General features: G+C 72.6%; 16 protein-coding genes. 8 read left to right on the top strand and 8 right to left on the bottom strand.

Features of this window, described 5'->3' with window-relative positions:
- Positions 1-9: 9 nt before the first annotated feature.
- Positions 10-2331, bottom strand: a complete 2322-nt coding sequence (locus SVTN_RS07800) for a helix-hairpin-helix domain-containing protein (protein WP_041128405.1) — start codon at positions 2329-2331, stop codon at positions 10-12.
- The gene (locus SVTN_RS07795) at positions 2328-3305 is read right to left on the bottom strand and encodes an aldo/keto reductase (RefSeq protein WP_041128404.1); all 978 of its coding nucleotides are present in this window, start codon (positions 3303-3305) and stop codon (positions 2328-2330) included. The genes SVTN_RS07800 and SVTN_RS07795 overlap by 4 nt, the downstream gene beginning before the upstream one ends.
- Positions 3306-3433: 128 nt before the next feature.
- Between SVTN_RS07795 and SVTN_RS07790 the strand changes: the two genes are divergently transcribed.
- Together SVTN_RS07790 and SVTN_RS07785 are read left to right on the top strand one after the other, a co-directional pair.
- Positions 3434-4483 (top strand): LLM class F420-dependent oxidoreductase, encoded by a 1050-nt coding sequence (locus SVTN_RS07790; protein ID WP_041128403.1) that lies wholly within the window; start codon positions 3434-3436, stop codon positions 4481-4483.
- A gap of 387 nt (positions 4484-4870) precedes the next feature.
- Positions 4871-5656: a ferritin-like domain-containing protein gene (locus SVTN_RS07785; protein WP_041128402.1), complete on the top strand. Its 786-nt coding sequence runs from the start codon at positions 4871-4873 to the stop codon at positions 5654-5656.
- A gap of 9 nt (positions 5657-5665) precedes the next feature.
- Here SVTN_RS07785 and SVTN_RS07780 read toward each other — a convergent pair whose 3' ends face one another.
- Positions 5666-6658 carry a magnesium and cobalt transport protein CorA gene (locus SVTN_RS07780; protein WP_041128401.1) on the bottom strand — a complete coding sequence of 331 codons (993 nt, stop codon included), beginning with the start codon at positions 6656-6658 and terminating at the stop codon, positions 5666-5668.
- Between the two features lie 87 nt (positions 6659-6745).
- On the opposite strand from SVTN_RS07780, the gene SVTN_RS07775 reads away from it, so the two are divergent.
- The 6 genes from SVTN_RS07775 to SVTN_RS07750 all read left to right on the top strand — a co-directional run bounded on the left by SVTN_RS07775 (position 6746) and on the right by SVTN_RS07750 (position 14588).
- Complete coding sequence (locus SVTN_RS07775; protein ID WP_041128400.1) at positions 6746-7435, top strand: histidine phosphatase family protein; 690 nt, start codon at positions 6746-6748, stop codon at positions 7433-7435.
- 67 nt (positions 7436-7502) lie between these two features.
- Positions 7503-8093 carry a DUF3090 domain-containing protein gene (locus tag SVTN_RS07770; protein WP_041128399.1) on the top strand — a complete coding sequence of 197 codons (591 nt, stop codon included), beginning with the start codon at positions 7503-7505 and terminating at the stop codon, positions 8091-8093.
- Positions 8057-8893, top strand: coding sequence for an SCO1664 family protein (locus tag SVTN_RS07765; protein ID WP_174518320.1), 837 nt, complete (start codon positions 8057-8059; stop codon positions 8891-8893). The genes SVTN_RS07770 and SVTN_RS07765 overlap by 37 nt, the downstream gene beginning before the upstream one ends.
- Positions 8894-9096: 203 nt before the next feature.
- The gene (mshC, locus tag SVTN_RS07760; RefSeq protein WP_041128397.1) at positions 9097-10326 is read left to right on the top strand and encodes a cysteine--1-D-myo-inosityl 2-amino-2-deoxy-alpha-D-glucopyranoside ligase; all 1230 of its coding nucleotides are present in this window, start codon (positions 9097-9099) and stop codon (positions 10324-10326) included.
- 116 nt (positions 10327-10442) lie between these two features.
- Complete coding sequence (locus tag SVTN_RS07755) at positions 10443-13499, top strand: NPCBM/NEW2 domain-containing protein (RefSeq protein WP_041128396.1); 3057 nt, start codon at positions 10443-10445, stop codon at positions 13497-13499.
- A gap of 114 nt (positions 13500-13613) precedes the next feature.
- A complete protein-coding gene (locus SVTN_RS07750; protein ID WP_041128395.1) occupies positions 13614-14588 on the top strand; it encodes an SMP-30/gluconolactonase/LRE family protein in 975 nt (324 codons plus the stop codon).
- Between the two features lie 42 nt (positions 14589-14630).
- Here the strand turns inward: SVTN_RS07750 and SVTN_RS07745 are convergent, their stop codons facing one another.
- From SVTN_RS07745 to SVTN_RS07725, 5 genes are all read right to left on the bottom strand, one after another.
- On the bottom strand, positions 14631-15656 hold the full coding sequence (locus tag SVTN_RS07745; RefSeq protein WP_041128394.1) for a PAC2 family protein: 1026 nt from the start codon (positions 15654-15656) through the stop codon (positions 14631-14633).
- Positions 15657-15798: 142 nt separating this feature from the next.
- Positions 15799-16860: an LLM class flavin-dependent oxidoreductase gene (locus tag SVTN_RS07740; protein WP_041128393.1), complete on the bottom strand. Its 1062-nt coding sequence runs from the start codon at positions 16858-16860 to the stop codon at positions 15799-15801.
- Positions 16861-16960: 100 nt separating this feature from the next.
- Entirely contained in the window at positions 16961-18574 is a 1614-nt protein-coding gene (locus tag SVTN_RS07735) for a glycerol-3-phosphate dehydrogenase/oxidase (RefSeq protein ID WP_041128392.1), read from the bottom strand.
- Positions 18575-18580: 6 nt separating this feature from the next.
- On the bottom strand, positions 18581-20113 hold the full coding sequence (gene glpK / locus SVTN_RS07730) for a glycerol kinase GlpK (protein ID WP_041128391.1): 1533 nt from the start codon (positions 20111-20113) through the stop codon (positions 18581-18583).
- Positions 20114-20148: 35 nt separating this feature from the next.
- Complete coding sequence (locus SVTN_RS07725; RefSeq protein ID WP_041128390.1) at positions 20149-20907, bottom strand: MIP/aquaporin family protein; 759 nt, start codon at positions 20905-20907, stop codon at positions 20149-20151.
- Positions 20908-21075: the final 168 nt, after the last annotated feature.

Genomic DNA, 21075 nt, shown 5'->3' with positions numbered 1-21075 from the left:
CGTGGCCGCCTATGCTTCGTCGGCGGCCAGCAGGCCCTCCAGGAGCGGCCGCAGCCGCGTCGTACGCTCCGGGGCCACGCCCTCGGCCACCGCGCGGGCCAGCGCCTGGTCCACACCGTGCACGACCGACAGGTGCCGCTCCGCGCGGCCGAAGGCCGTGTAGACCCACGCCCGGCTCAGGCCTCCCGCCGCGTCCCCGGGCAGCACCACGACCACGGCGGGCCAGCGCGCCCCGGCCGCCTGGTGCGCGGTGAGCGCCCAGCCGTGCCGCAGCGCCGTGCCCACCTGCTCCTTCGGTACGAGGAGCTCCTCGTCCCCGCAGCGCAGGCGCAGCCCGTCGGCGTCGGCCGAGAGGACCGTGCCCGTCACCGTGCGCCCCGGCACGGGCGCGTACGCCACCCGGTCCCCCGGGTCGTAGCCCCCGAACCGGCCCGGTCCGGGGTTGAGCCGCTGCTTGAGGGCGGCGTTCAGCGCGCGCGTACCGGCCGAGCCGCCGTGGCCGACCGTGACGACCTGCGTCCGCTCGGAGGGCACCCCGATCGCCCGGGGCACCGAGTCCGCCACCAGCTGGACCGTACGGTGCACGGCCTCGCCAGCGTCCCGCACCGGGACGATCACGACCTCCTTGCCGGGGGCCTCGACCTGGTTCAGCTCGCCGACGCCGATGCCCGACACCAGCTCGCCGAGCGGCCCCGGGTCGGGGACGCGCGAGGCGACCCTCGGGCACACCCGGGCCGCGAGCACGTCCGCGAACACCCGGCCCGCGCCCGGCGCGCCGAGCACCTCGGGGTCGCCGCTGAGCACGAGCCGACAGCCGTCCGGCAGCGACTCCACGAGCATCGCGCCGGTCTCCACGTCCAGCTGCGGCGCGTCGAGGACCACGAGCAGGTCCAGGGCGAAGGCGCCCTCCTCGTCCCGGCCGGGACCGGCGGCCCCGGACAGCAGGGCGGCGACCGTCACGGCGTCCGCCCCGGCGGCGCGGCGCCCGCTGTCCGCGTGGACGGCCACCAGGGTGCGCAGCCCGCGCTCCCGGGCCGCCGCCGCGAGCGCCACCGGCTCGGCACGGGAGGCCTCGCCGCCCGTGTGCAGGACGAGGCCGTGCGCACCGGCGGCGCGCTCCAGCTCGCCGCCCTCCCAGGCCTCGGCCTTCGCCGTCCTGACCAGCCGGGCGAGCCCGTCCGCGAGGCTCTCCTCCGCCAGTGCGTACCGGTCGAGCCCGAGCAGCGCGGGCGCGGCGGGTGCGGCCGCCTCCTCCTCGACGTCCTCGTCGCCCTCGGGCTCCTCCCCGGTCTCCTCCTGGAAGAGGAGGACAGCGCCCTCGGAGACCGCCGTCTCGACGGCCTGCTCCGGGTCGGGGACCGCGTGCCCGGCGAGTCCGGCGCGCACGGCCTGGATCTCCAGGGCCGTGTGTCCCTGGAGGGCGGCCCGCTCCAGGAGCCACACGGTCAGGGCGACCGTGCGGCGGGGGTCGTCGGGGCCGCACGCGGAGCCGAGGAGCGCCCGCGCGAAACCGTCGGCCTGCTCCGGCCGGACCCCGGACACCGCGAGCAGCTGCCACGGGTCCTCGCGCAGCGCCGTGGCCGCGCCCTCGCCGAGCGCGGCGGCGACCTGGCCGGCCAGCGCCTCCGGGGCGCCGCCCTCGGAGAGGACCTCGCGGACGGCGGCGGTGGTGCCGGGCGCCGGAGCGGTCGGCCGCCGCTCGGGTGCGGGGGGCCGCACGGTCACGGCGGGGGCTGCCTCGGCGACGGGACGTCGGGGCGCGGGTGCCTCGTAGAACGTACTGCCGGAGGCGCTGCCGCCCTCCACGGCCCGGACGGCCGCGAGGAGGTCGGCGGCGGTGCCGCTCAGCTTGGCGCCGCTCGCCACCGGCCCGCCCTTCTCGGCCTTCCGCGCCTCGATCTTCGCCCGCAGCTCCCGCTGAGCGGCAAGCTCGGCCTGAGCGTCACTCAACTCGGGCGCGTCGGCTCCGCCACCGGATCCCGGCTCCGCGCCGGAATCAGGCCCTTCGGCCGAAGTCGGCCCATCGGCCGGAGTCGGCTCTTCGGCCGAAGCCGACTCCTCGCCGGAGCCCGGCGTCTCGCCGGAGTCCGGTTCTTCGTCTGCCTCCGGCTCGTCGGCCGGACCCTGAACCTCGGCGGTACCCGGCTCCTCGGCCGTCCCCGAGTTGTCAGCCGGCTCCTCGGCCGCCCCCGGCGCGTCGTCGGCCGTCCCCGGCCCCGTGGTCGGCTCCTCGGGTGCGTCAGGTGCCGGGGCCGGGGCCTCGGGGGCCTCCTCCAGGTCCTCGGCAGGGGCCACGGCCTCGGGCGCGGTCTCCCCGGAAGGCTCGGTCACAAGGTGCTCCAGTCGTGATCCGGATAGCGGTGCACGGGCGCCGACACATCGTCCAGCGCCCGACAGATCTCGTCAGGAAGACTAAGGGCCTCCACTGACAACGCGGCCGTGAGCTGGCGCGCCGTGCGCGCGCCGACGATCGGGGCCGTCACTCCGGGGCGGTCGCGCACCCACGCGAGGGCGACGTGGAGCGGGGTCGTCGCCAGTCCGTCCGCCGCCGTCGCCACGGCGTCCACGATCCGGCTCGCCGCCTCGTCCAGGTACGGCTCCACGAAGGGAGCCATCGTCTCCGAGGCCCCCCGCGAGTCCGTCGGCGTGCCGCTGCGGTACTTCCCCGTCAGGACCCCGCGGCCGAGCGGGGAGGAGGGCAGCAGGCCTATGCCGAGGTCCATCGCGGCCGGCAGCACCTCCCGTTCGACGCCCCGCTGGAGCAGCGAGTACTCAAGCTGCGCGCCGGCGAGCCGGGTCCGGTCGCCGCCCAGCTGCCAGGTGCCGGCCTTGGCGAGCTGCCAGCCGCAGAAGTTCGACACGCCCGCGTACCGCGCCCGGCCGCTGCGCACCGCGATGTCGAGGGCCTGGAGCGACTCCTCCAGGGGCGTGTACGGGTCGAAGGCGTGCAGCTGCCAGAGGTCCACGTGGTCGGTGCCGAGGCGCGCGAGGGACGCGTCGAGCGCGGCGAGCAGGTGCCCGCGCGAGCCGTCCGTGCGCCGGTCGGGGTCCGGGACGCTGCCCGCCTTGGTCGACAGGACGAGGTCCTGCCGGGGCACCAGGCGCTCCATCAGGCGCCCGAGCAGGTACTCCGCCTCGCCACCGCCGTACACGTCGGCGGTGTCCACGAGCGTGCCGCCCGCGTCCCAGAACGCCTTCAACTGCTCGGCGGCGTCGTGCTCGTCGGTGTCCCGGCCCCAGGTGAGGGTGCCGAGTCCGATGCGCGACACACGCAGGCCGGTACGTCCGAGATGCCTCTGCTCCATGGGCGCGAGAGTACTGGCCAGGGCACCACGCGGAGAGAGCCTGTGGACAACCGTGTCCTGACGGATGGCCCACGCGCGCGCTAGAGTCCGGCCCAAGAGACGTTACCGATGGGTAAGGGGTGCGTGGAATGCGGCTCGGCATCAACCTCGGCTACTGGGGCGCCGGCATGGACGGCGACAACCTCGCCGTCGCCCAGGAGGCGGACCGCCTCGGCTACGACGTCTGCTGGGCCGCCGAGGCCTACGGCTCCGACGCCCCCACCGTCCTCTCCTGGGTCGCGGCGCAGACGGAGCGGATCGACGTCGGCTCCGCGATCATGCAGATCCCGGCCCGTCAGCCCGCCATGACGGCGATGACGGCCGCCACCCTCGACTCGCTCACCGGCGGTCGCTTCCGCCTCGGCCTCGGCGTCTCGGGACCCCAGGTCTCCGAGGGCTGGTACGGCGTGAAGTTCGACAAGCCGCTGGCCCGCACGCGCGAGTACGTCGAGATCGTCCGCAAGGCCATGACCCGCGAGCGGCTCAGCTACGACGGCGAGCACTGGACCCTGCCGCTCCCCGGCGGCCCCGGCAAGCCGATCAAGCTGACCGTCCACCCGCAGCGCGAGCACATCCCGCTCTACATCGCCGCGATCGGTCCGAAGAACCTGGAGCAGACCGGCGAGATCGCCGACGGCGCCCTGCTGATCTTCCCCTCCGCCGAGCACCTGGAGGAGACCGCGCTGCGGCACCTGCGCGCGGGCCGCGAGAAGGCCGGCCTGACCATGGACGGCTTCGACGTCTGCCCCACCCTGCCGCTGGCCCTCGGCGAGGACGTGAACGCGCTTGCGGACGTGTTCCGTCCGTACACCGCGCTGTACGTCGGCGGCATGGGCAGCCGCAAGCAGAACTTCTACAACCAGCTCGCCCAGCGCATGGGGTACGAGAAGGAGGCCGCCGAGATCCAGGACAAGTACCTGGCCGGCGACAAGGCCGGGGCCGCGGCCGCCGTGCCGCACTCCCTGATCGACCAGACCACGCTGCTCGGCTCCGTCGAGCGGATCGCCGAGCGGATGACGGCCTACGCGGAGGCCGGGGTCACCACCCTCACCCTCGCCCCGGCCGGCTTCACCCTGGACGAGCGGGTGGCGGCCCTGCGGGCGGGCGTGGAGGCGATGGAACGCGCCGGACTGGCGTAACCACGCGGCCTGGCGCCGGACCCGACGGACGGAGTTCGGCGCAGGCGGTCGAAGCCCGTGAGGCCCCCCGGGGCCGAGCGGTGCGAGAGCACCGTCCAGGAATGGTCGGAGTCCGGCGCAGGGGGTCGAAGCCCGTGAGGCTCCCCGGGGCCGATCGGTGCGAGAGCGCCGTCAAGGAGAGGTCTGCGGCCGTGGTGGGGGCTCGGGGGTCTTCCCCGCCACGGCCGTCATGCGGAACAACGCTCCACCGGGTCTCCGGTTACGCCCTCGGGTCTCACTCTTTCGGCCGAGTCGCCGCGCCCTCCTGTTGCCCGTCGTCCGGGACCGGACTTGACTCGTTCTTCCCGGACGTACCGGAGTACGGGCGTCCGCACGGAGGTGGCGGCGATGCTCACGGCCAAGGGCCTGTTCCAGGAAATCATCGACAACGACGAGTCCTTCCGGCTCTTCTGCTCCATCGCCGCGAGCGGCGAGTCCCAGGGAGGCTGGGAGAACGCCCGGATCGCGGCCCTCGTCGCACCCGGCATGCGCGCCCTCGCACCCAAGATCACCCGGCACGGCGCCGACGAGGACAAGCACGGCCGGATCTTCAACGCGTTGATGAAGAAGCGCGGTCTCGAACCCGTCCCGGTGCCCCCCGACACCGACTACACGATGCTGCTCGAACAGCGCGGCATCGGCCTCGCGCACGACAAGCTCCGCGCCGACCGGCCGCTCACCGAGGAGGACGTGGTCGTCTACCTCGCGCACAGCAGGGTCACGGAGGAGCGCGCCGCCGACCAGATGCAGCTGCTCGTGAAGCACTTCGGCGACCACCCGGAGCTCGGCAGGGCCATCCGGATGATCTGCAACGACGAGGACAACCACCTCGCCTACTGCCACGAGGAACTGCTCCGGCTCGCCCGTCAGGGCCACGGCCGGCTCATCCAGCGGACCCTGCGCGAGTCCGCCCTCGCCGAGATCCAGGTCTACCGGGACGTCAGCCTCGCCGTGATGCGCCACATGGGCCGCATCCTGAACTGGCCGAAGCCCAAGGCGGCCGTCCTCGCCGCCGGGATCCACGCCGTGTACCTGTACGAGCGCGCCGCCGGCTGGCACAGGATGGTCGACCTGCGGATGCCCGAGCGCCTCGACGCCCTCGGCGGCCCCGCGACCCCCGCCCCCGCCTTCTGACCGCGGGAGCTACATCCAGCCGCGCCGCTTGAACACCCGGTACAGCGCGACGACGATGCCCGCCATCACCACGATCACCACCGGGTACGAGCCCTCCCAGCGCAGCTCCGGCATGTGGTCGAAGTTCATCCCGTAGATCCCCGCGACCATCGTGGGGACCGCGGCCATGGCCGCCCACGCCGAGATCTTCCGCATGTCGTCGTTCTGCCGGACCCCCATCTGCGCGAGATGGGCCGACAGCACGTCGGACAGGAGCCGGTCGAGGCCCTCCACCTGCTCGTTGGAGCGCAGCAGGTGGTCGTTGACGTCGCGGAAGAAGGGCTGCGAGCGCTCGTTCACGAACGGCACCGAACCGGCCGTCAGCCGGGCCATCGGCCCGGACAGCGGGCCACTGGCCCGCCGGAACTCCAGGACCTGCCGCTTCGCCGTGTAGATCCGCTCCGCGGTGTTGGCCGGATTGCCCCCGCTGGGCGCGAAGACGTCCGCCTCCAGCTCCTCCAGGTCGACCTGGAGCTCGGCCGCGATGTCGAGGTAGTGGTCCACGATCGCGTCGCTCACCGCGTACAGCACCGCCGTCGGCCCGTGCTTCAGGACCTCCGGGTCGGCCTCCAGGCGTCGGCGCACCTCCGCGAGCGGCGCGCCCTCGCCGTGCCGGACCGTCACGACGAACGAGTCGCCCATGAACACCATCAGCTCGCCCGAGGACACCCGGTCGCTCTCCGGCTCGTACACGACCGGCTTGAGCACCACGAAGAGCGAGTCGTCGTAGACCTCCAGCTTGGGCCGCTGATGGGCCTTCAAGGCGTCCTCGACGGCCAGCGGGTGCAGCGCGAACTCCGAGGCGACATGGTCGAACTCCGCCTCCGAGGGCTCGTGGAGACCCACCCACAGGAACGCGTCCCCCGTCGCCCGGGCCTCCTCCAGGGCGTCGGAGAGGTCGGCGGGTCCGTCCGTACGGCGCCCGTCCCGGTAGATGGCAGAGTCCACGATCACGCGGCGCATTCTCCCCCGAACGCCCCCGCCACGCACGCGCGTGCGGCCGCCCCCGCCCCCTGCGCCCCGGCCCCGGCACCGCCTAGGCTGGCCCGCATGGCCACGCTGATCCTCGTCCGGCACGGACGCTCCACCGCCAACACCTCCGGGGTCCTCGCCGGGCGCCTGCCCGGTATCGCGCTCGACGAGCGCGGGGCCGCGCAGGCCGCCGCCCTTCCCGGGCGCCTCGCGGAGGTCCCGCTCGCCGCGGCCGTCACCAGCCCCCTCCAGCGCTGCCGGGAGACCCTGAGGCCGCTCCTGGACGCCCGCCCCGGTCTCCCGCTCCACGTCGAGGACCGGATCAGCGAGTGCGACTACGGCGACTGGTCCGGCCGCAAGCTGGCGGAGCTCAACGACGAGCCGCTGATGGAGGTCGTCCAGCGGCACCCGTCCGCCGCCGCCTTCCCCGGCGGCGAGTCCATGCGCGCCATGCAGGACCGCGCCGTCGAGGCCGTACGCGACTGGAACGCCCGCATCGAGGCCGAGCACGGCGAGGACGCCACGTACCTCATGTGCTCCCACGGGGACATCGTGAAGGCGATCGTCGCCGACGCCCTCGGGCTCCACCTCGACCTCTTCCAGCGCATCCACGTGGACCCCTGCTCGGTCACCGCGATCCGCTACACGCGCGTGCGTCCCTTCCTCCTCCGCCTCGGCGACACCGGGGACTTCGCCGGCTTCGCCCCCCGCGAGCACCCCGACAGCAGCGGGACGGCCGAGGTCGGTGGTGGTGCGGGCGCACCGTGATCCCCCCGCGCAGTAGGGTGGACGCGCCGCTGTAGTACGACTGTCGAGACTCAAGGGAGCCGGGAACGTGTCCCGTCAGGTGTTCCTCTACGACCCACCGGAGCGTTTCGTGGCCGGCACGGTCGGGCTGCCTGGCCGCCGTACCTTCTTCCTCCAGGCGTCCGCCGGCGGCCGGGTCACCAGCGTCGCCCTGGAGAAGACCCAGGTCGCGGCCCTCGCCGAGCGCATGGACGAACTCCTCGACGAGGTCGTCCGCCGCACCGGGGGCAACGCGCCCGTACCGGCCGTCGCACCGGCCGAGATCGCGGACACCGCCCCCCTCGACGTGCCCGTCGAGGAGGAGTTCCGGGTCGGCACCATGGCTCTCGCCTGGGACGGCGAGGAGCAGCGCATGATCGTCGAGGCGCAGGCGCTCGTCGAGCTCGACGTGGACTCCGAGGAGGACCTCGCCGAGGCCGAGGAGCGGATGCTCCAGGACGAGGAGAACGGCCCGCCGATGCTCCGCGTCCGCCTCAGCGGGGCCCAGGCCCGGGCCTTCGCCAAGCGGGCCCTGGACGTCGTCAACGCCGGCCGCCCGCCGTGCCCGCTGTGCAGCCTGCCGCTCGACCCCGAGGGGCACGTCTGCCCGCGCCAGAACGGATACCGCCGCGGAGCATGAGCAGCCCCGAGAGCCCGCGCGACATCGAGCTGCTCGCGCGCGGTGAGCTGACCGTGCGCGGCCGGGTCCGCGAGGCGTCCAACGCCGTGCTGTACTGCTCCGTCGCCCATGAGGGCCGCGAGGCCGCCTGCGTCTACAAGCCGGTCGCGGGGGAGCAGCCCCTGTGGGACTTCCCCGACGGCACCCTCGCCCAGCGCGAGGTCGCCGCGTACGAGATCTCCGAGGCCACCGGCTGGGGCCTGGTCCCGCCGACCGTGCTCCGTGACGGGCCGTACGGGGAGGGCATGGTCCAGCTGTGGATCGAGGCCGACCCCGGGGCACAGCTCCTGGCGCTCACCGAGGACGAGGAGGCGGGCGAGGGCTGGAAGGCCGTGGGGCCCGCGCAGGTCGACGAGGACCGCACCGCGCTCCTCGTCCACGCGGACACCCCCGAGCTGCGCCGGCTCGCCGTCCTGGACGCCGTCATCAACAACGGCGACCGCAAGGGCGGGCACCTGCTGCCGGCCCCCGGCGGCCGGCTGTACGGCATCGACCACGGGGTGACCTTCCACGTCGACGACAAGCTGCGCACCCTGCTGTGGGGCTGGGCGGGCGAGGAGCTGCCCGCCGAGGCGGTCGGCGTGCTCGACGCGCTCGACCGGTCCCTGGGCCCGGGAGCGCCGCTCGCCACCCGACTGGCGGAACTCCTGACCGGCGCCGAGGTGGCGGCGGTACGCGCCCGCGTGGAGGCGCTGCGCGCCACCGGACGGCACCCGGAGCCCTCGGGCCGGTGGCCCGCGATCCCCTGGCCGCCCGTCTGAGGCCCCGGCCGCACCCGCAGGGGCCCTGGCCCCACACGGGGCGGTGCCCGCCCCCGGCGACCGAATGTTTTCGGCCACGTCTCCCGAGGGGTGCGAACCCCTCGGGGGTATGCACGCAAGCCTCTCACCCGCAAGAGCGCCTAATCGGTCAAGATCCCGGATCCGGTTCGTATCCGGAACACCTGTCCGGTTACGCTCGGGGCATGCATGCCTGGCCCGCTTCTGAGGTCCCCGCCCTTCCCGGCAAGGGCCGCGACCTCCGGATCCACGACACCGCGACCGGCGGGCGAGTGACCCTCGCCCCCGGCCCCGTCGCCCGTATCTACGTCTGCGGCATCACGCCGTACGACGCGACCCACATGGGTCACGCGGCGACCTACAACGCGTTCGACCTCGTTCAGCGCGTGTGGCTCGACACCAAGCGGCAGGTCCACTACGTCCAGAACGTCACCGACGTGGACGACCCGCTCCTGGAGCGCGCGATCCGCGACGGCATCGACTGGGTCGGCCTCGCCGAGCGCGAGACCGCCCTCTTCCGCGAGGACATGACCGCCCTGCGGATGCTGCCCCCGCAGCACTACATCGGTGCGGTCGAGGCGATACCGGGCATCATCCCGCTCGTCGAGCGGCTGCGTGACTCCGGCGCCGCGTACGAGCTCGACGGCGACATCTACTTCTCCGTCGAGGCCGACCCGCACTTCGGCCAGGTCTCGCACTACAGCACCGAGCTGATGCGCCACCTCTCCGCCGAGCGCGGCGGCGACCCGGACCGCCCGGGCAAGAAGAACCCGCTCGACCCGATGCTGTGGATGGCCGCCCGCGAGGGCGAGCCGAGCTGGGACGGCGGCAGCCTCGGCCCCGGCCGCCCCGGCTGGCACATCGAGTGCGTCGCCATCGCCCTCGACCACCTCGGCATGGGCTTCGACGTGCAGGGCGGCGGCTCCGACCTGATCTTCCCGCACCACGAGATGGGCGCCTCCCACGCCCAGACCCTCACGGGCGAGTTCCCGATGGCCAAGGCGTACGTCCACGCCGGCATGGTCGCGCTGCACGGCGAGAAGATGTCGAAGTCCAAGGGCAACCTGGTCTTCGTCTCCAAGCTCCGCCGCGACGGCGTCGACCCGGCCGCCATCCGGCTCGCGCTCCTCTCGCACCGCTACCGCGACGACTGGGAGTGGACCGACCAGGTCCTGGAGACGGCCGTGGAGCGGCTCGGCCGCTGGCGCGCCGCCGTCTCGCGCCCCGACGGCCCGTCCGCCGACGCGCTCGTCGAGGAGCTCCGCGAGGCCCTCTCCGACGACCTCGACACGCCCACCGCGCTCGCCGCGGTCGACCGCTGGGCCGCGCTCCAGACGGCCGAGGGCGGCGAGGACGAGTCCGCCCCCGGCCTCGTCTCGCGCGCTGTCGACGCACTGCTCGGTGTGGCCCTGTAACGAGCAGGACCGCACAACTCCCTTTTAGGCAACCGCCCTTGGACTTCTCGCTGAAGTCCGAGGGCGGTTCCGTTTTGTCCTGGCGGGAGTGCTCGTTCCTGCGCTAAACAACCTCCATGCAATCATCATCACGCATGAAAGTTGCACTTGCCGGAGCCGTCCTCGGGCTCTTCGCGGCCTTCGCGGGACCCGGCTCCACCGCGTCGGCCACCCCCGCCGACACCACGGTCGGCGACGTCACCGGCTTCGCCGCCGACGGATCCGTCTACCGGCTGACCGCAGGCCGCACCGAGGCCCGCGTCTCCTTCGTCACCGCCGACACCTTCCGCATCGAACTCGCCCCCGACGGGAAGTTCACCGACCCCACCGGCACCGACATCACCCTGCCCCAGGGCCCGCCCCCGGCCACCCGCTGGCGCGACCTCGGCGACCGCTACGAGCTCGCCACCTCCAAGGTGACCCTGCGCGCCACCAAGTCACCGCTGCGCTTCTCGGCCGTACGCGCCGACGGCACCCCGCTCTGGACCGAGACCCAGGGCCTCACCTGGAACCAGGACCGCACCGTCCAGACCCTGGCCCGCGGCGCCGACGAGCAGTTCTACGGCGCCGGCATGCAGAACGGCCGCGGCAACACCTCCCACCGCGACAAGACCGTCGAGGTCGGCGTCGACTACAACTGGAACGACGGCGGCCACCCCAACTCCGTCCCGTTCTACCTCTCCTCCGCCGGCTACGGCGTCTACCGCAACACCTACGCGCCCAACACCTACGCCTTCACCGACCCCGTCACCACCAGCGCGAAGGAACAGCGCTTCGACGCCTACTACTTCGCCGGCGACGGGAAGGACGCCCTCAAGGACGTCATCGGGCAGTACACGCAGCTCACCGGCAAGCCCTTCCTGCCGCCCGTGTACGGCCTGGAGATAGGCGACTCCGACTGCTACCTCCACAACGCCAACCGGGGCGAGCGCCGCACCCTCGACGCCCTGAAGGTCGCCGACGGCTACGTCGCGAACGACATGCCCAACGGCTGGATGCTCGTCAACGACGGCTACGGCTGCGGCTACGAGAACCTCGCCGAGACCTCCGCCGGCCTCGCGGACCGCGACATGAAGCTCGGCCTGTGGACCGAGGACGGCATCGACAAGCTCGCCGACCAGGTCAAGGCCGGCCAGCGGGTCGCCAAGCTCGACGTCGCCTGGGTCGGCTCCGGCTACAAGTTCGCCCTCGACGGCTGCAAGGACGCCCACGCCGGCATCGAGGCCAACAGCGACGCCCGCGGTTTCACCTGGGCCCCCGAGAGCTGGTCCGGCGCCCAGCGCTGCGGAGTCCAGTGGTCCGGCGACCAGTCCGGCAGCTGGGAGTACATCCGCTGGCAGATCCCCACCTACGCGGGCGCGTCCATGTCCGGACTCGCCTACACCACCGGTGACGTCGACGGCATCTTCGGCGGCAGCGCCAAGACGTACACCCGCGACCTCCAGTGGAAGATGTTCCTGCCCGTCACCATGACCATGGACGGCTGGGCCGCCAACGACAAGCAGCCCTTCCGCTACGGCGAGCCGTACACCTCCGTCAACCGCGCCTCGCTCAAGCTGCACGAGTCCCTGCTCCCGTACATCTACAGCCACGCCCGGCAGGCCACGAAGACCGGCGTCGGCCTCGCCCGGCCGCTCGCCCTGGAGTACCCGGACGACCCGAAGGCCACGACCGAGGCCGCGAAGTACGAGTTCCTCAGCGGCGAGGACTTCCTGGTCGCCCCCGTCTACCAGGACGCGACGGAGCGCGACGGCATCTATCTGCCGAAGGGCACCTGGATCGACTACTGGAGCGGGCGCACCTACCGGGGCCCCGTCACCGTCGACGACTACAGCGCCCCGCTCGACACCCTGCCCCTCTTCGTCCGCGCCGGGGCGACCGTCCCCATGTGGCCCGGCTCCATCCGCTCGTACCGGGACCGCGCCCCCGGCGACCCGATCGCCTGGGACGTCTACCCGCAGGGCAGCTCCTCCTTCGAGCTGTACGAGGACGACGGCGTCACCCGCGAGCACCGCACCGGGAAGTACGCCACCCAGCGCGCCGAGGTCGGCGCCCCGCAGTCCGGCCCCGGCGACGTCACCATCCGTCTGGGCGCCAGCACCGGCTCGTACACCGGCAAGCCGGCCGCCCGGCCGTACGCCTTCACCGTCCACACCGGCGACGCCCCCGGCACGGTGAAGCTCGACGGACGCCCGCTGCCCGCCCTCACCTCCCGCGCCGCCCTCGACGCGGCCACCGAGGGCTGGTGGTACGACCGCGACGACCGCGGGGGAGTGGTTCGGATCAAGACCGCGGCCCGGTCCACCGACCGCGCCTTCGAACTGCGCCTGACCGACACCAGCGCCGTCGGCGGGGCCGTCCCCGGCGCCTCCGCCGTCCTCGCCGCCCCCACCGGGCAGGAGCTCGGCGCCGGCAACCCCGGCACCGTCGCCGTGGACGTCACCGCGGGCACCCGCGACGCCACCGACGTACGGGTCTCCCTCGACGCCCCCGCCGGCTGGCAGGTCACCCCGGCCGCCCCGATCGCCCGCGTCCCGGCCGGCACCACCCGACGGGTCGAGGTCGCCGTCACCCCGCCGGCGGACGCCAAGCCCGGCGAGGCCACCCTCACGGCGACCGCACGCCACCGTGCCGCGGGCACCGACCGCACCGCCGTCCAGCGGTTCGCGGTCCGGGTGATGCCCCCGGCGCCGACGGCCGACGCCTGGGCGAGCGACCTCGTCTGGCTGCGCTCGACCAACGGCTGGGGACCGCCCGAGCGCGACCGCTCCAACGGCGAGTCCGCCGCCGGTGACGGCCACACGCTCACCCTGGCCGGACAGACCTACGAGAAGGGCATCGGCGCCCATGCCGACTCCGACATCGAGGTCTACCTCGGCGGCCGCTGCACCACCTTCACCGCCGACGTCGGCATCGACGACGAGATCGACGGCTACGGGGACGTGGCCTTCTCCGTCGAGGCCGACGGCCGGGTCCTGTGGACCTCGCCCCGGCTCACCGGGGCCTCCGCGACCCTGCCCGTGAACGTCGACGTGACCGGAGCCCGACACGTCCGGCTGAAGATCACGGACACCAACGGGTCGAAGAGCGGCGACCACGGCGACTGGGCGGCGGCCCGCTTCGGCTGCGCCTGACGCACACCCGCCTGATTCGCGCCAGCAGGGCAGGATCCAGCCAACTGCCCTGCTGGCAGCCGGTGTTGTGATGGGGTGAGAGTGTCATCGACCAGTTGTACGAAAGGGCACTCAGTGCAGCATCACCTCGCACGCAGAGGATTCCTGGGAGCCGCCGCCGCCCTCGGCGCGGCGGCTCTCACCGGTCCCCTCGCCGCAGGCACGGCGCACGCGGCCGGCCCCGGCGGGCGGTGGCCCACCGGCTTCCCCCTCCCGAAGGGCTTCCAGCCGGAGGGCGTCGCCATCGGGCACAGCCCGTTCGCCTACTTCGGCTCCCTCGCCGACGGCTCCGTCTACCGCGTCTCGCTGGCCACCGGCGAGGGCGGGATCATCCACGAGGGGCTCGGCTTCGAGCGCTCCACCGTCGGACTCAAGATCGACCGGTCCGAGCGGCGGCTCTTCCTCGCCGGCGGCTGGAGCCGGGAGATCCGCGTCGTCGACGCCCGCACCGGCGCGCTCCTGCGCGACTTCACCGGACTCGGCGCCGAGAACACCATGGTCAACGACGTCGTCCTCACCCCGGGCGCCGCCTGGTTCACGGACTCGTTCCAGCCCCGGCTCTACCGTCTGGCCATCGACCGCACCGGCGAGCCCGCACACGAGATCACGACCCTGCCGCTCACCGGCGACTGGACGCAGGGCCCCGACTTCACCGCCAACGGCATCGAGCGGACCCCCGACGGCCAGGCCCTGCTCGTGGTCAACGTCCACCAGGACGGCGGCACGCTCCTGCGCGTCGACCCGCGCACCGGCACCGCCCGCACGGTCGACCTCGGCGGCCTGAAGATCCCGAACGGCGACGGAATGCTGCTCCTCGGCCGCGACCTGTACATCGTCCAGCAGGCGGTCAACCAGATCGACGTCGTCCGGCTCGACGCCGCCGGAACGCGCGGCACCCCGATCGCCCGGATCACCGACCCGGACCGGTTCCGCGTCCCGACCACCGCGGCCGTCTGGGGCGACCGGATCTACCTGCCCAACGCGCGCTTCGGCCTGGACCCGGATCCCACGGTGGCGGACTACGACGTGGTGTCCGTGCCCAGGGTCTGAACGCGGTACGGGAGGGGCGGCCGCGCCACCCCTCCCGTACGGCTACTCCTGCGTGTCCCCGGTGTCCCCGTCGTCGTCCTCCGGGGCGTCGGACGGCGGCTCCGTCCCCGGCACCGCCTCCGGGCCCGGCTGCTCCGGCTTCGGCGGGCGGGTCCGGCCGCTCCCGGAATCCCTCAGGAACTCGCCGCCCTCCGTCGCCACCCCAGGACCGGAACCCGGCCCCGTGCCCGGCTCGCGACGCCGCAGATACCGCTCGAACTCGCGGGCGATCGCCTCGCCCGAGGCCTCCGGCAGCTCCGCCGTGTCCCGCGCCTCCTCCAGGGTCTGCACGTACTCGGCGACCTCGCTGTCCTCGGCCGCCAGCTGGTCCACGCCCAGCTGCCAGGCCCGCGCGTCCTCCGGCAGCTCGCCCAGCGGGATGCGCAGCCCGATCAGGTCCTCCAGGCGGTTGAGCAGCGCCAGGGTCGCCTTCGGGTTCGGCGGCTGCGACACGTAGTGCGGCACCGCCGCCCACAGGCTCACCGCCGGCACGCCCGCGTGCGTGCACGCCTCCTGGAGGATGCCCACGATGCCCGTCGGGCCCTCGTACCGGGTCTCCTCCAGGTCCATCGTCCGCGCCAGGTCCGGATCGGAGGTCACCCCGCTGACCGGGACCGGCCGGGTGTGCGGGGTGTCCCCGAGCAGCGCGCCCAGGATCACCACCATCTCCACACCCAGCTCGTGGGCGAAGCCCAGCAGCTCGTTGCAGAAGGACCGCCAGCGCATCGAGGGCTCGATCCCGCGCACGAGCACCAGGTCACGGGGCTTGTCGCCGCCGACCCGGACCACGGAGAGCCGGGTCGTCGGCCAGGTGATCTTCCTGACCCCGTTGTCCAGGAAGACGGTGGGGCGGTTGACCTGGAAGTCGTAGTAGTCCTCGGCGTCGAGCGCCGCGAAGACCTCGCCCTTCCATTCCCGGTCCAGGTGGGCGACCGCGGTGGAGGCGGCGTCGCCGGCGTCGTTCCAGCCCTCGAACGCGGCCACCATGACCGGGTCGATCAGCTCGGGTACCCCCTCGAGCTCGATCACCCAGCGCCTCCTTATTCGAAGTTCCTGTCGTACGGCCCCACCTTACGGCTTTCCGGTGGTCCGCCCGCAGTCCCCGGACATCCCCGAAAACCCGTGCGGCCTTGATCGACTACCCAGGAACTCGCCTCCGCACACGGCGGAGTCACTCCTCCCACAGCGTGCTCGGCGCCTCCCTCCGCACCACCGGCGCGATCTCCTCGGCGAACCGCTGGAGGGTCTCCTGCTGCTCGGCCGTCGACTGGCCGAAGGTGTCGACGGTGACGGACTGCAGATCGTGCCCGTAGTGCTCGTGATAGCCGAGGATCTTGTCGATGATCTGCTGCGGGGAGCCGATCAGCTGGGGGCCGTCCGCGATCGCGTCCTCGATCGTGCGGAACGGCGTGTTGTACCCCGCCTTGCCCTCCAGGTGCGGCTTGAAGCTCTGCCGCACCTTCGCCTCGTACAGCTCCTTGTACCGGCTCACCGCCTGCTCGGGGGTGTCGGCGATGAGCAGCCCGCCGGAACCGGCCGCCACGCGCGCGTGGGCCGGATCGTGCCCGTACTCCTCGAACTTCTCGCGGTAGTGGGCGATGAGCCGCGCGTACGCCTCGCGCGGCTGGATCGCGTTGGCGGTGAAGAGCGGATCGCCGTGCTTCGCCGCGAGCTCGGGGGAGTTGAGGCTGGTGGCCGAGCCGTGCCAGATCCGGGGCGGACCGGCGTACGGCCGCGGGACCGTGGTCACGTTCTTCAGCGGGGGCCGGAACTCGCCCTCCCAGTCGACGCCCTCCTCCGTCCAGAGGCGGCGCAGCAGCTCGTACTTCTCCTTCTGGAGGTCCCACTGCCGCTCCTCGTCCAGGCCGAAGAGGTCGAAGTGGCCGGCCTCCGCGCCCTTGCCGACGACGAGTTCGAGCCGGCCGCGGGAGAGCTGGTCGAGCGTCGCGTAGTCCTCGGCGACCCGGACGGGGTCGAGGATCGCGACCACGGTGACGCCGGTGAGCAGCCGGATTTGGCTGGTGCGGGCGGCCAGCGCGGCGAGCAGCACGGTCGGGGAGGAGGAGAGGAACGCGCCCGCGTGCCGCTCGCCGACCGCGTACGCGTCGAAGCCGAGCCGTTCGGCGGTCTCGCCGAGCGTGACGACCTGCTCCAACCGGTCGGCGGCGGACAGCAGTTCGCCGGTGAGCGGGTGCGGGGAGTGGTGGACGATCGAGAGCACCTGAAACTTCATGCCTCAACTGTGCGCGCCGAGTGTTGCGGCCGTGTGGCGGGCGCATGGCACGCGTCAGGGGCGGCCCCTCGGAGAGGAACCGCCCCTGGACGCAAGGAACTTACTTCCGCAGCATCGACTCGACCTCGGCGCGGATCTCATCCGTCGCGAGACCGCGGATGGTCAGCGTCGTACGGCGGCGCAGCACGTCGTCCGCCGTCTCGGCCCACTCGTGGTCGCGGGCGTAGGCGACCTGCGCCCAGATCTCCGGCGCGTCCGGGTGTATCCGGCGGGCGAGCTCCGGGTTCTCGTTCGCCATCCGGGCGATGTCGAAGGAGAGCGAGCCGTAGTGCGTGGCCAGGTGCTTGGCGGTGTCGGCGGCCATCCGGGGGCCGGGCGCCGGACCGTCGACGAGCAGCCGGTGGGCGACCGCGTTCGGGTTGGCGATGCCGGGCAGCGGCAGCCGCTTCGGCAGCGCGGACACCGGCACAGCCCCCTCGGCGTATTCGCCGATCACGTGGCCGGGAAGCTGCTCCAGCTTCTTCATGACCGTGCGGCCGATGTGGCGGAAGGTCGTCCACTTGCCGCCGGCCACCGACAGCATGCCGCCGCGGCCCTCGGTGACGACCGTCTCGCGCTTGGCCTTGGAGGTGTCGCCGGGACCGCCCGGGAGCACCCGCAGGCCGGCGAAGGAGTACGTGATCAGGTCGCGGGAGAGCTGCTGGTCGCGGATGGAGAAGGCGGCCTCGTCCAGGATCTGGGCGGTGTCCTTCTCGGTGACCTCGACCTGGCCGGGGTCGCCCTCGTACTCCTCGTCGGTGGTGCCGAGGAGCAGCATGTCCTCCCAGGGGAGGGCGAAGGTGATGCGGTACTTGTCGATCGGGGTGGCCAGCGCGGCCTTCCACGGCGAGGTCCGCTTGAGGACCAGGTGCGCGCCCTTGGAGAGGCGGATGGAGGGGGCCGCGTTGGGGTCCTCCATCTTGCGCAGGTGGTCGACCCAGGGGCCGGTCGCGTTGAGCACGAGGCGGGCGTTCACGCCGAACTCGTCGCCGGTGGTGCGGTCCTTCAGCTCCGCGCCGGTGACCCGGCCGCGGGTGAAGCGCAGGCCGGTGACCTCGGCGTGGTTGAGGACGGTGGCGCCGGCGTCGACGGCGGCGCGGACCGTCATCAGCGCCATGCGGGCGTCGTTCATCTGGTCGTCGCCGTAGACGGCGACGGCCTTCAGGTTGTCGGTGCGCAGCTCCGGCACGTCCTGGGCGGCCTTGGCGGGGGAGAGCAGGTGCCCGACGCCGTCGCCGAAGGCAGAGAGGGCGGAGTACGCGAACACTCCGGCGCCCAGCTTGGCGGCGCCGTGCGGGCCGCCCTTGTAGACGGGCAGGTAGAAGGTGAGCGGGTTGGCGAGGTGCGGTGCCACCTGGCGGGAGACCGCACGCCGCTCGAAGTGGTTCTCCGCCACCAGCTTCACCGCGCCGGTCTGCAGGTAGCGCAGGCCGCCGTGGAGCAGCTTGGAGGAGGCGGAGGAGGTGGCGCCGGCGAAGTCGCCGGCGTCCACCAGGGCCACCCGCAGGCCCGACTGTGCGGCGTGCCAGGCGGTGGAGATGCCCAGGATGCCGCCGCCGATCACCAGGAGGTCGTACGTCGCCTTGGAAAGCTGTTCCCGGGTCTCGGCGTGGCTCGGCAGGGAACCGGCAGCCGGGTGCGTCCCCAGGGCAGGGACGCTCTGCAGGGTGGTCATCTCGTATTACTCCTCGGTCGAATCATCGAGCCAGCCCATGGAGCGTTCAACGGCCTTGAGCCAGCTCTTGTACTCGCGGTCACGCTTGTCGGCGTCCATGCGAGGGGTCCATTCCGCCGCCCGGCGCCAGTTGGCGCGCAGCGCGTCGGTGTCCGGCCAGAAGCCGACGGCCAGACCGGCGGCGTAGGCGGCGCCGAGGCAGGTGGTCTCGGCGACCATCGGACGCACGACGGGCGCGTCCAGGAAGTCCGAGAGGGTCTGCATCAGCAGGTTGTTGGAGGTCATGCCGCCGTCGACCTTGAGCGCGGTCAGCTCGACGCCGGAGTCCTTCGTCATGGCGTCGGTGATCTCGCGGGTCTGCCAGGCGGTCGCCTCCAGGACGGCGCGGGCGATGTGCGCCTTGGTGACGTACCGGGTGAGGCCGGCGATGACACCGCGCGCGTCGGAGCGCCAGTACGGGGCGAACAGGCCGGAGAAGGCCGGCACGAAGTAGGCGCCGCCGTTGTCCTCGACCGAGGACGCGAGGGTCTCGATCTCGGCGGCGGACTTGATCAGGCCCATCTGGTCGCGCATCCACTGCACCAGCGAACCGGTGACGGCGATCGAGCCCTCCAGGGCGTAGACCGGCTTCGCGTCGCCGATCTGGTAGCCGACCGTGGTCAGCAGGCCGCTGTAGGAGTTGATGACCTTGTCGCCGGTGTTCATCAGCATGAAGGTGCCGGTGCCGTACGTGGACTTGGCCTCGCCCTCGGCGAAACACGTCTGGCCGAACAGGGCGGCCTGCTGGTCGCCGAGCGCGGAGGCGACCGGGATGCCGTCGAGGATGCCGCCCTTGACCGTGCCGTACACCTCGGCGGAGGAGCGGATCTCGGGCAGCACGGCGGCCGGGATCTCCATGGACTGCAGGATCTTCTCGTCCCAGGCCATGGTGTGGAGGTTCATCAGCATGGTGCGGGAGGCGTTGGTGACGTCGGTGACGTGGTGGCCGCCGTCGACGCCGCCCGTGAGGTTCCAGATGACCCAGGAGTCCATGGTGCCGAAGAGGATGTCGCCGCGCTCGGCGCGCTCGCGCAGGCCCTCGACGTTGTCGAGCAGCCAGCGGACCTTCGGGCCGGAGAAGTAGCTCGCCAGCGGCAGGCCGGTCTCGCGGCGGAAGCGGTCCTGGCCGACGTTGCGGCCGAGCTCCTTGCAGAGGGCGTCGGTGCGGGTGTCCTGCCAGACGAGGGCGTTGTGGACGGGCTCACCGGTGTTCTTGTCCCAGAGCAGCGTGGTCTCGCGCTGGTTGGTGATGCCGATGGCCTTGACGTCGGCGGCGGTGATGTTGCCCTTCTCCAGGGCGCCGGCGACGACCTCCTGGACGTTGGCCCAGATCTCGGCGGCGTCGTGCTCGACCCAGCCCGGCTTCGGGAAGATCTGCTCGTGCTCCTTCTGGTCGACGGAGACGATCCGGCCGTCCTTGTCGAAGACGATGCAGCGCGAGGAGGTGGTGCCCTGGTCGATGGCCGCGATGAAGGGGCCGGAGGTGTGTGCGTCGGTCACGGTGTGCTCCTGGGTAAGTCTGGAAGAAGGACGGCTCAGGCGAACGCGATGTTGTAGATACCCGCGGCGAGGGCGCCACCGATCAGCGGACCGGCGACCGGGATCCAGGCGTAGCTCCAGTCGGAGCCGCCCTTGTTCGGCAGCGGGAGCAGGGCGTGCACGATGCGCGGGCCGAGGTCACGGGCCGGGTTGATGGCGTAACCGGTCGGGCCGCCGAGCGAGAGGCCGATGGAGACCACGACGAAGGCGGTGATCAGGGCGCCGATGACGCCGAGGCCCTTGCCGCTGTCGTTGAGGCCCTGGGTGAGTACGGCCAGGACCAGCACGACGGTGCCGATGATCTCGGTGGCCAGGTTCTGCCAGGTGTTGCGGATCTCGGGACCCGTGGAGAAGACGCCGAGCACCGGGCCGGGGCCCTCGATCGGCTTCTCGCCGACGGTCTCGGGGTCCGTGAGGTGCGCCTGGAACTGTCCGTAGTAGGCCACCCAGACCAGCGCCGCGCCGATCATCGCGCCGAGCATCTGGCCGGCGATGTAGACGGGGACGTCGCTCCAGTCCCCGGTCTTGATCGCGATTCCGACCGTGACGGCGGGGTTCAGATGGGCGCCCGAGAGGGAAGCGGTCATGTAGACGGCCGTCATGACGGCGAAGCCCCACCCGAAGGTGATCGCGAGCCAGCCCGCGTTGCGGGCCTTGGAGCCCTTGAGCGTGACGGCGGCGCACACACCGCCGCCGAGCAGAATGAGAACGGCGGTACCGATGGTCTCGCCGAGGAAGATGTCGGAGCTGGACACCCGCGACTCCTTTGTCCTTCGTCCAGGGGAAGGCGAACCCCGGGTCCCTCCGGTGGTCCGCGCCCTCGTGTGAGGGCGTTGCCGGCCCTTGGCACTGTCACACCCTAGCGTGTATTGCCGTTAGGTGTTCGACAATGCCGACCGATGAACGGAAGTTTTGCCCCCGGG

The sequence above is a fragment of the Streptomyces vietnamensis genome (genome assembly GCF_000830005.1).
GTDB lineage: Bacteria > Actinomycetota > Actinomycetes > Streptomycetales > Streptomycetaceae > Streptomyces > Streptomyces vietnamensis.
The sequence above is the reverse complement of the archived record's forward strand: the minus strand, read 5'-3'. Positions and strand labels throughout refer to the sequence as shown.

What these genes read in the sequence shown, in the direction of transcription:
- SVTN_RS07775 (WP_041128400.1), top strand. Translation starts at nt 6,746, where the DNA reads ATGGCCACGCTGATCCTCGTCCGGCACGGACGCTCCACCGCCAACACC.
- SVTN_RS07755 (WP_041128396.1), top strand. Translation starts at nt 10,443, where the DNA reads ATGCAATCATCATCACGCATGAAAGTTGCACTTGCCGGAGCCGTCCTC.
- SVTN_RS07790 (WP_041128403.1), top strand. Translation starts at nt 3,434, where the DNA reads ATGCGGCTCGGCATCAACCTCGGCTACTGGGGCGCCGGCATGGACGGC.
- SVTN_RS07740 (WP_041128393.1), bottom strand. Translation starts at nt 16,860, where the DNA reads ATGAAGTTTCAGGTGCTCTCGATCGTCCACCACTCCCCGCACCCGCTC.
- SVTN_RS07795 (WP_041128404.1), bottom strand. Translation starts at nt 3,305, where the DNA reads ATGGAGCAGAGGCATCTCGGACGTACCGGCCTGCGTGTGTCGCGCATC.
- SVTN_RS07780 (WP_041128401.1), bottom strand. Translation starts at nt 6,658, where the DNA reads ATGCGCCGCGTGATCGTGGACTCTGCCATCTACCGGGACGGGCGCCGT.
- mshC (WP_041128397.1), top strand. Translation starts at nt 9,097, where the DNA reads ATGCATGCCTGGCCCGCTTCTGAGGTCCCCGCCCTTCCCGGCAAGGGC.
- SVTN_RS07735 (WP_041128392.1), bottom strand. Translation starts at nt 18,574, where the DNA reads ATGACCACCCTGCAGAGCGTCCCTGCCCTGGGGACGCACCCGGCTGCC.
- SVTN_RS07785 (WP_041128402.1), top strand. Translation starts at nt 4,871, where the DNA reads ATGCTCACGGCCAAGGGCCTGTTCCAGGAAATCATCGACAACGACGAG.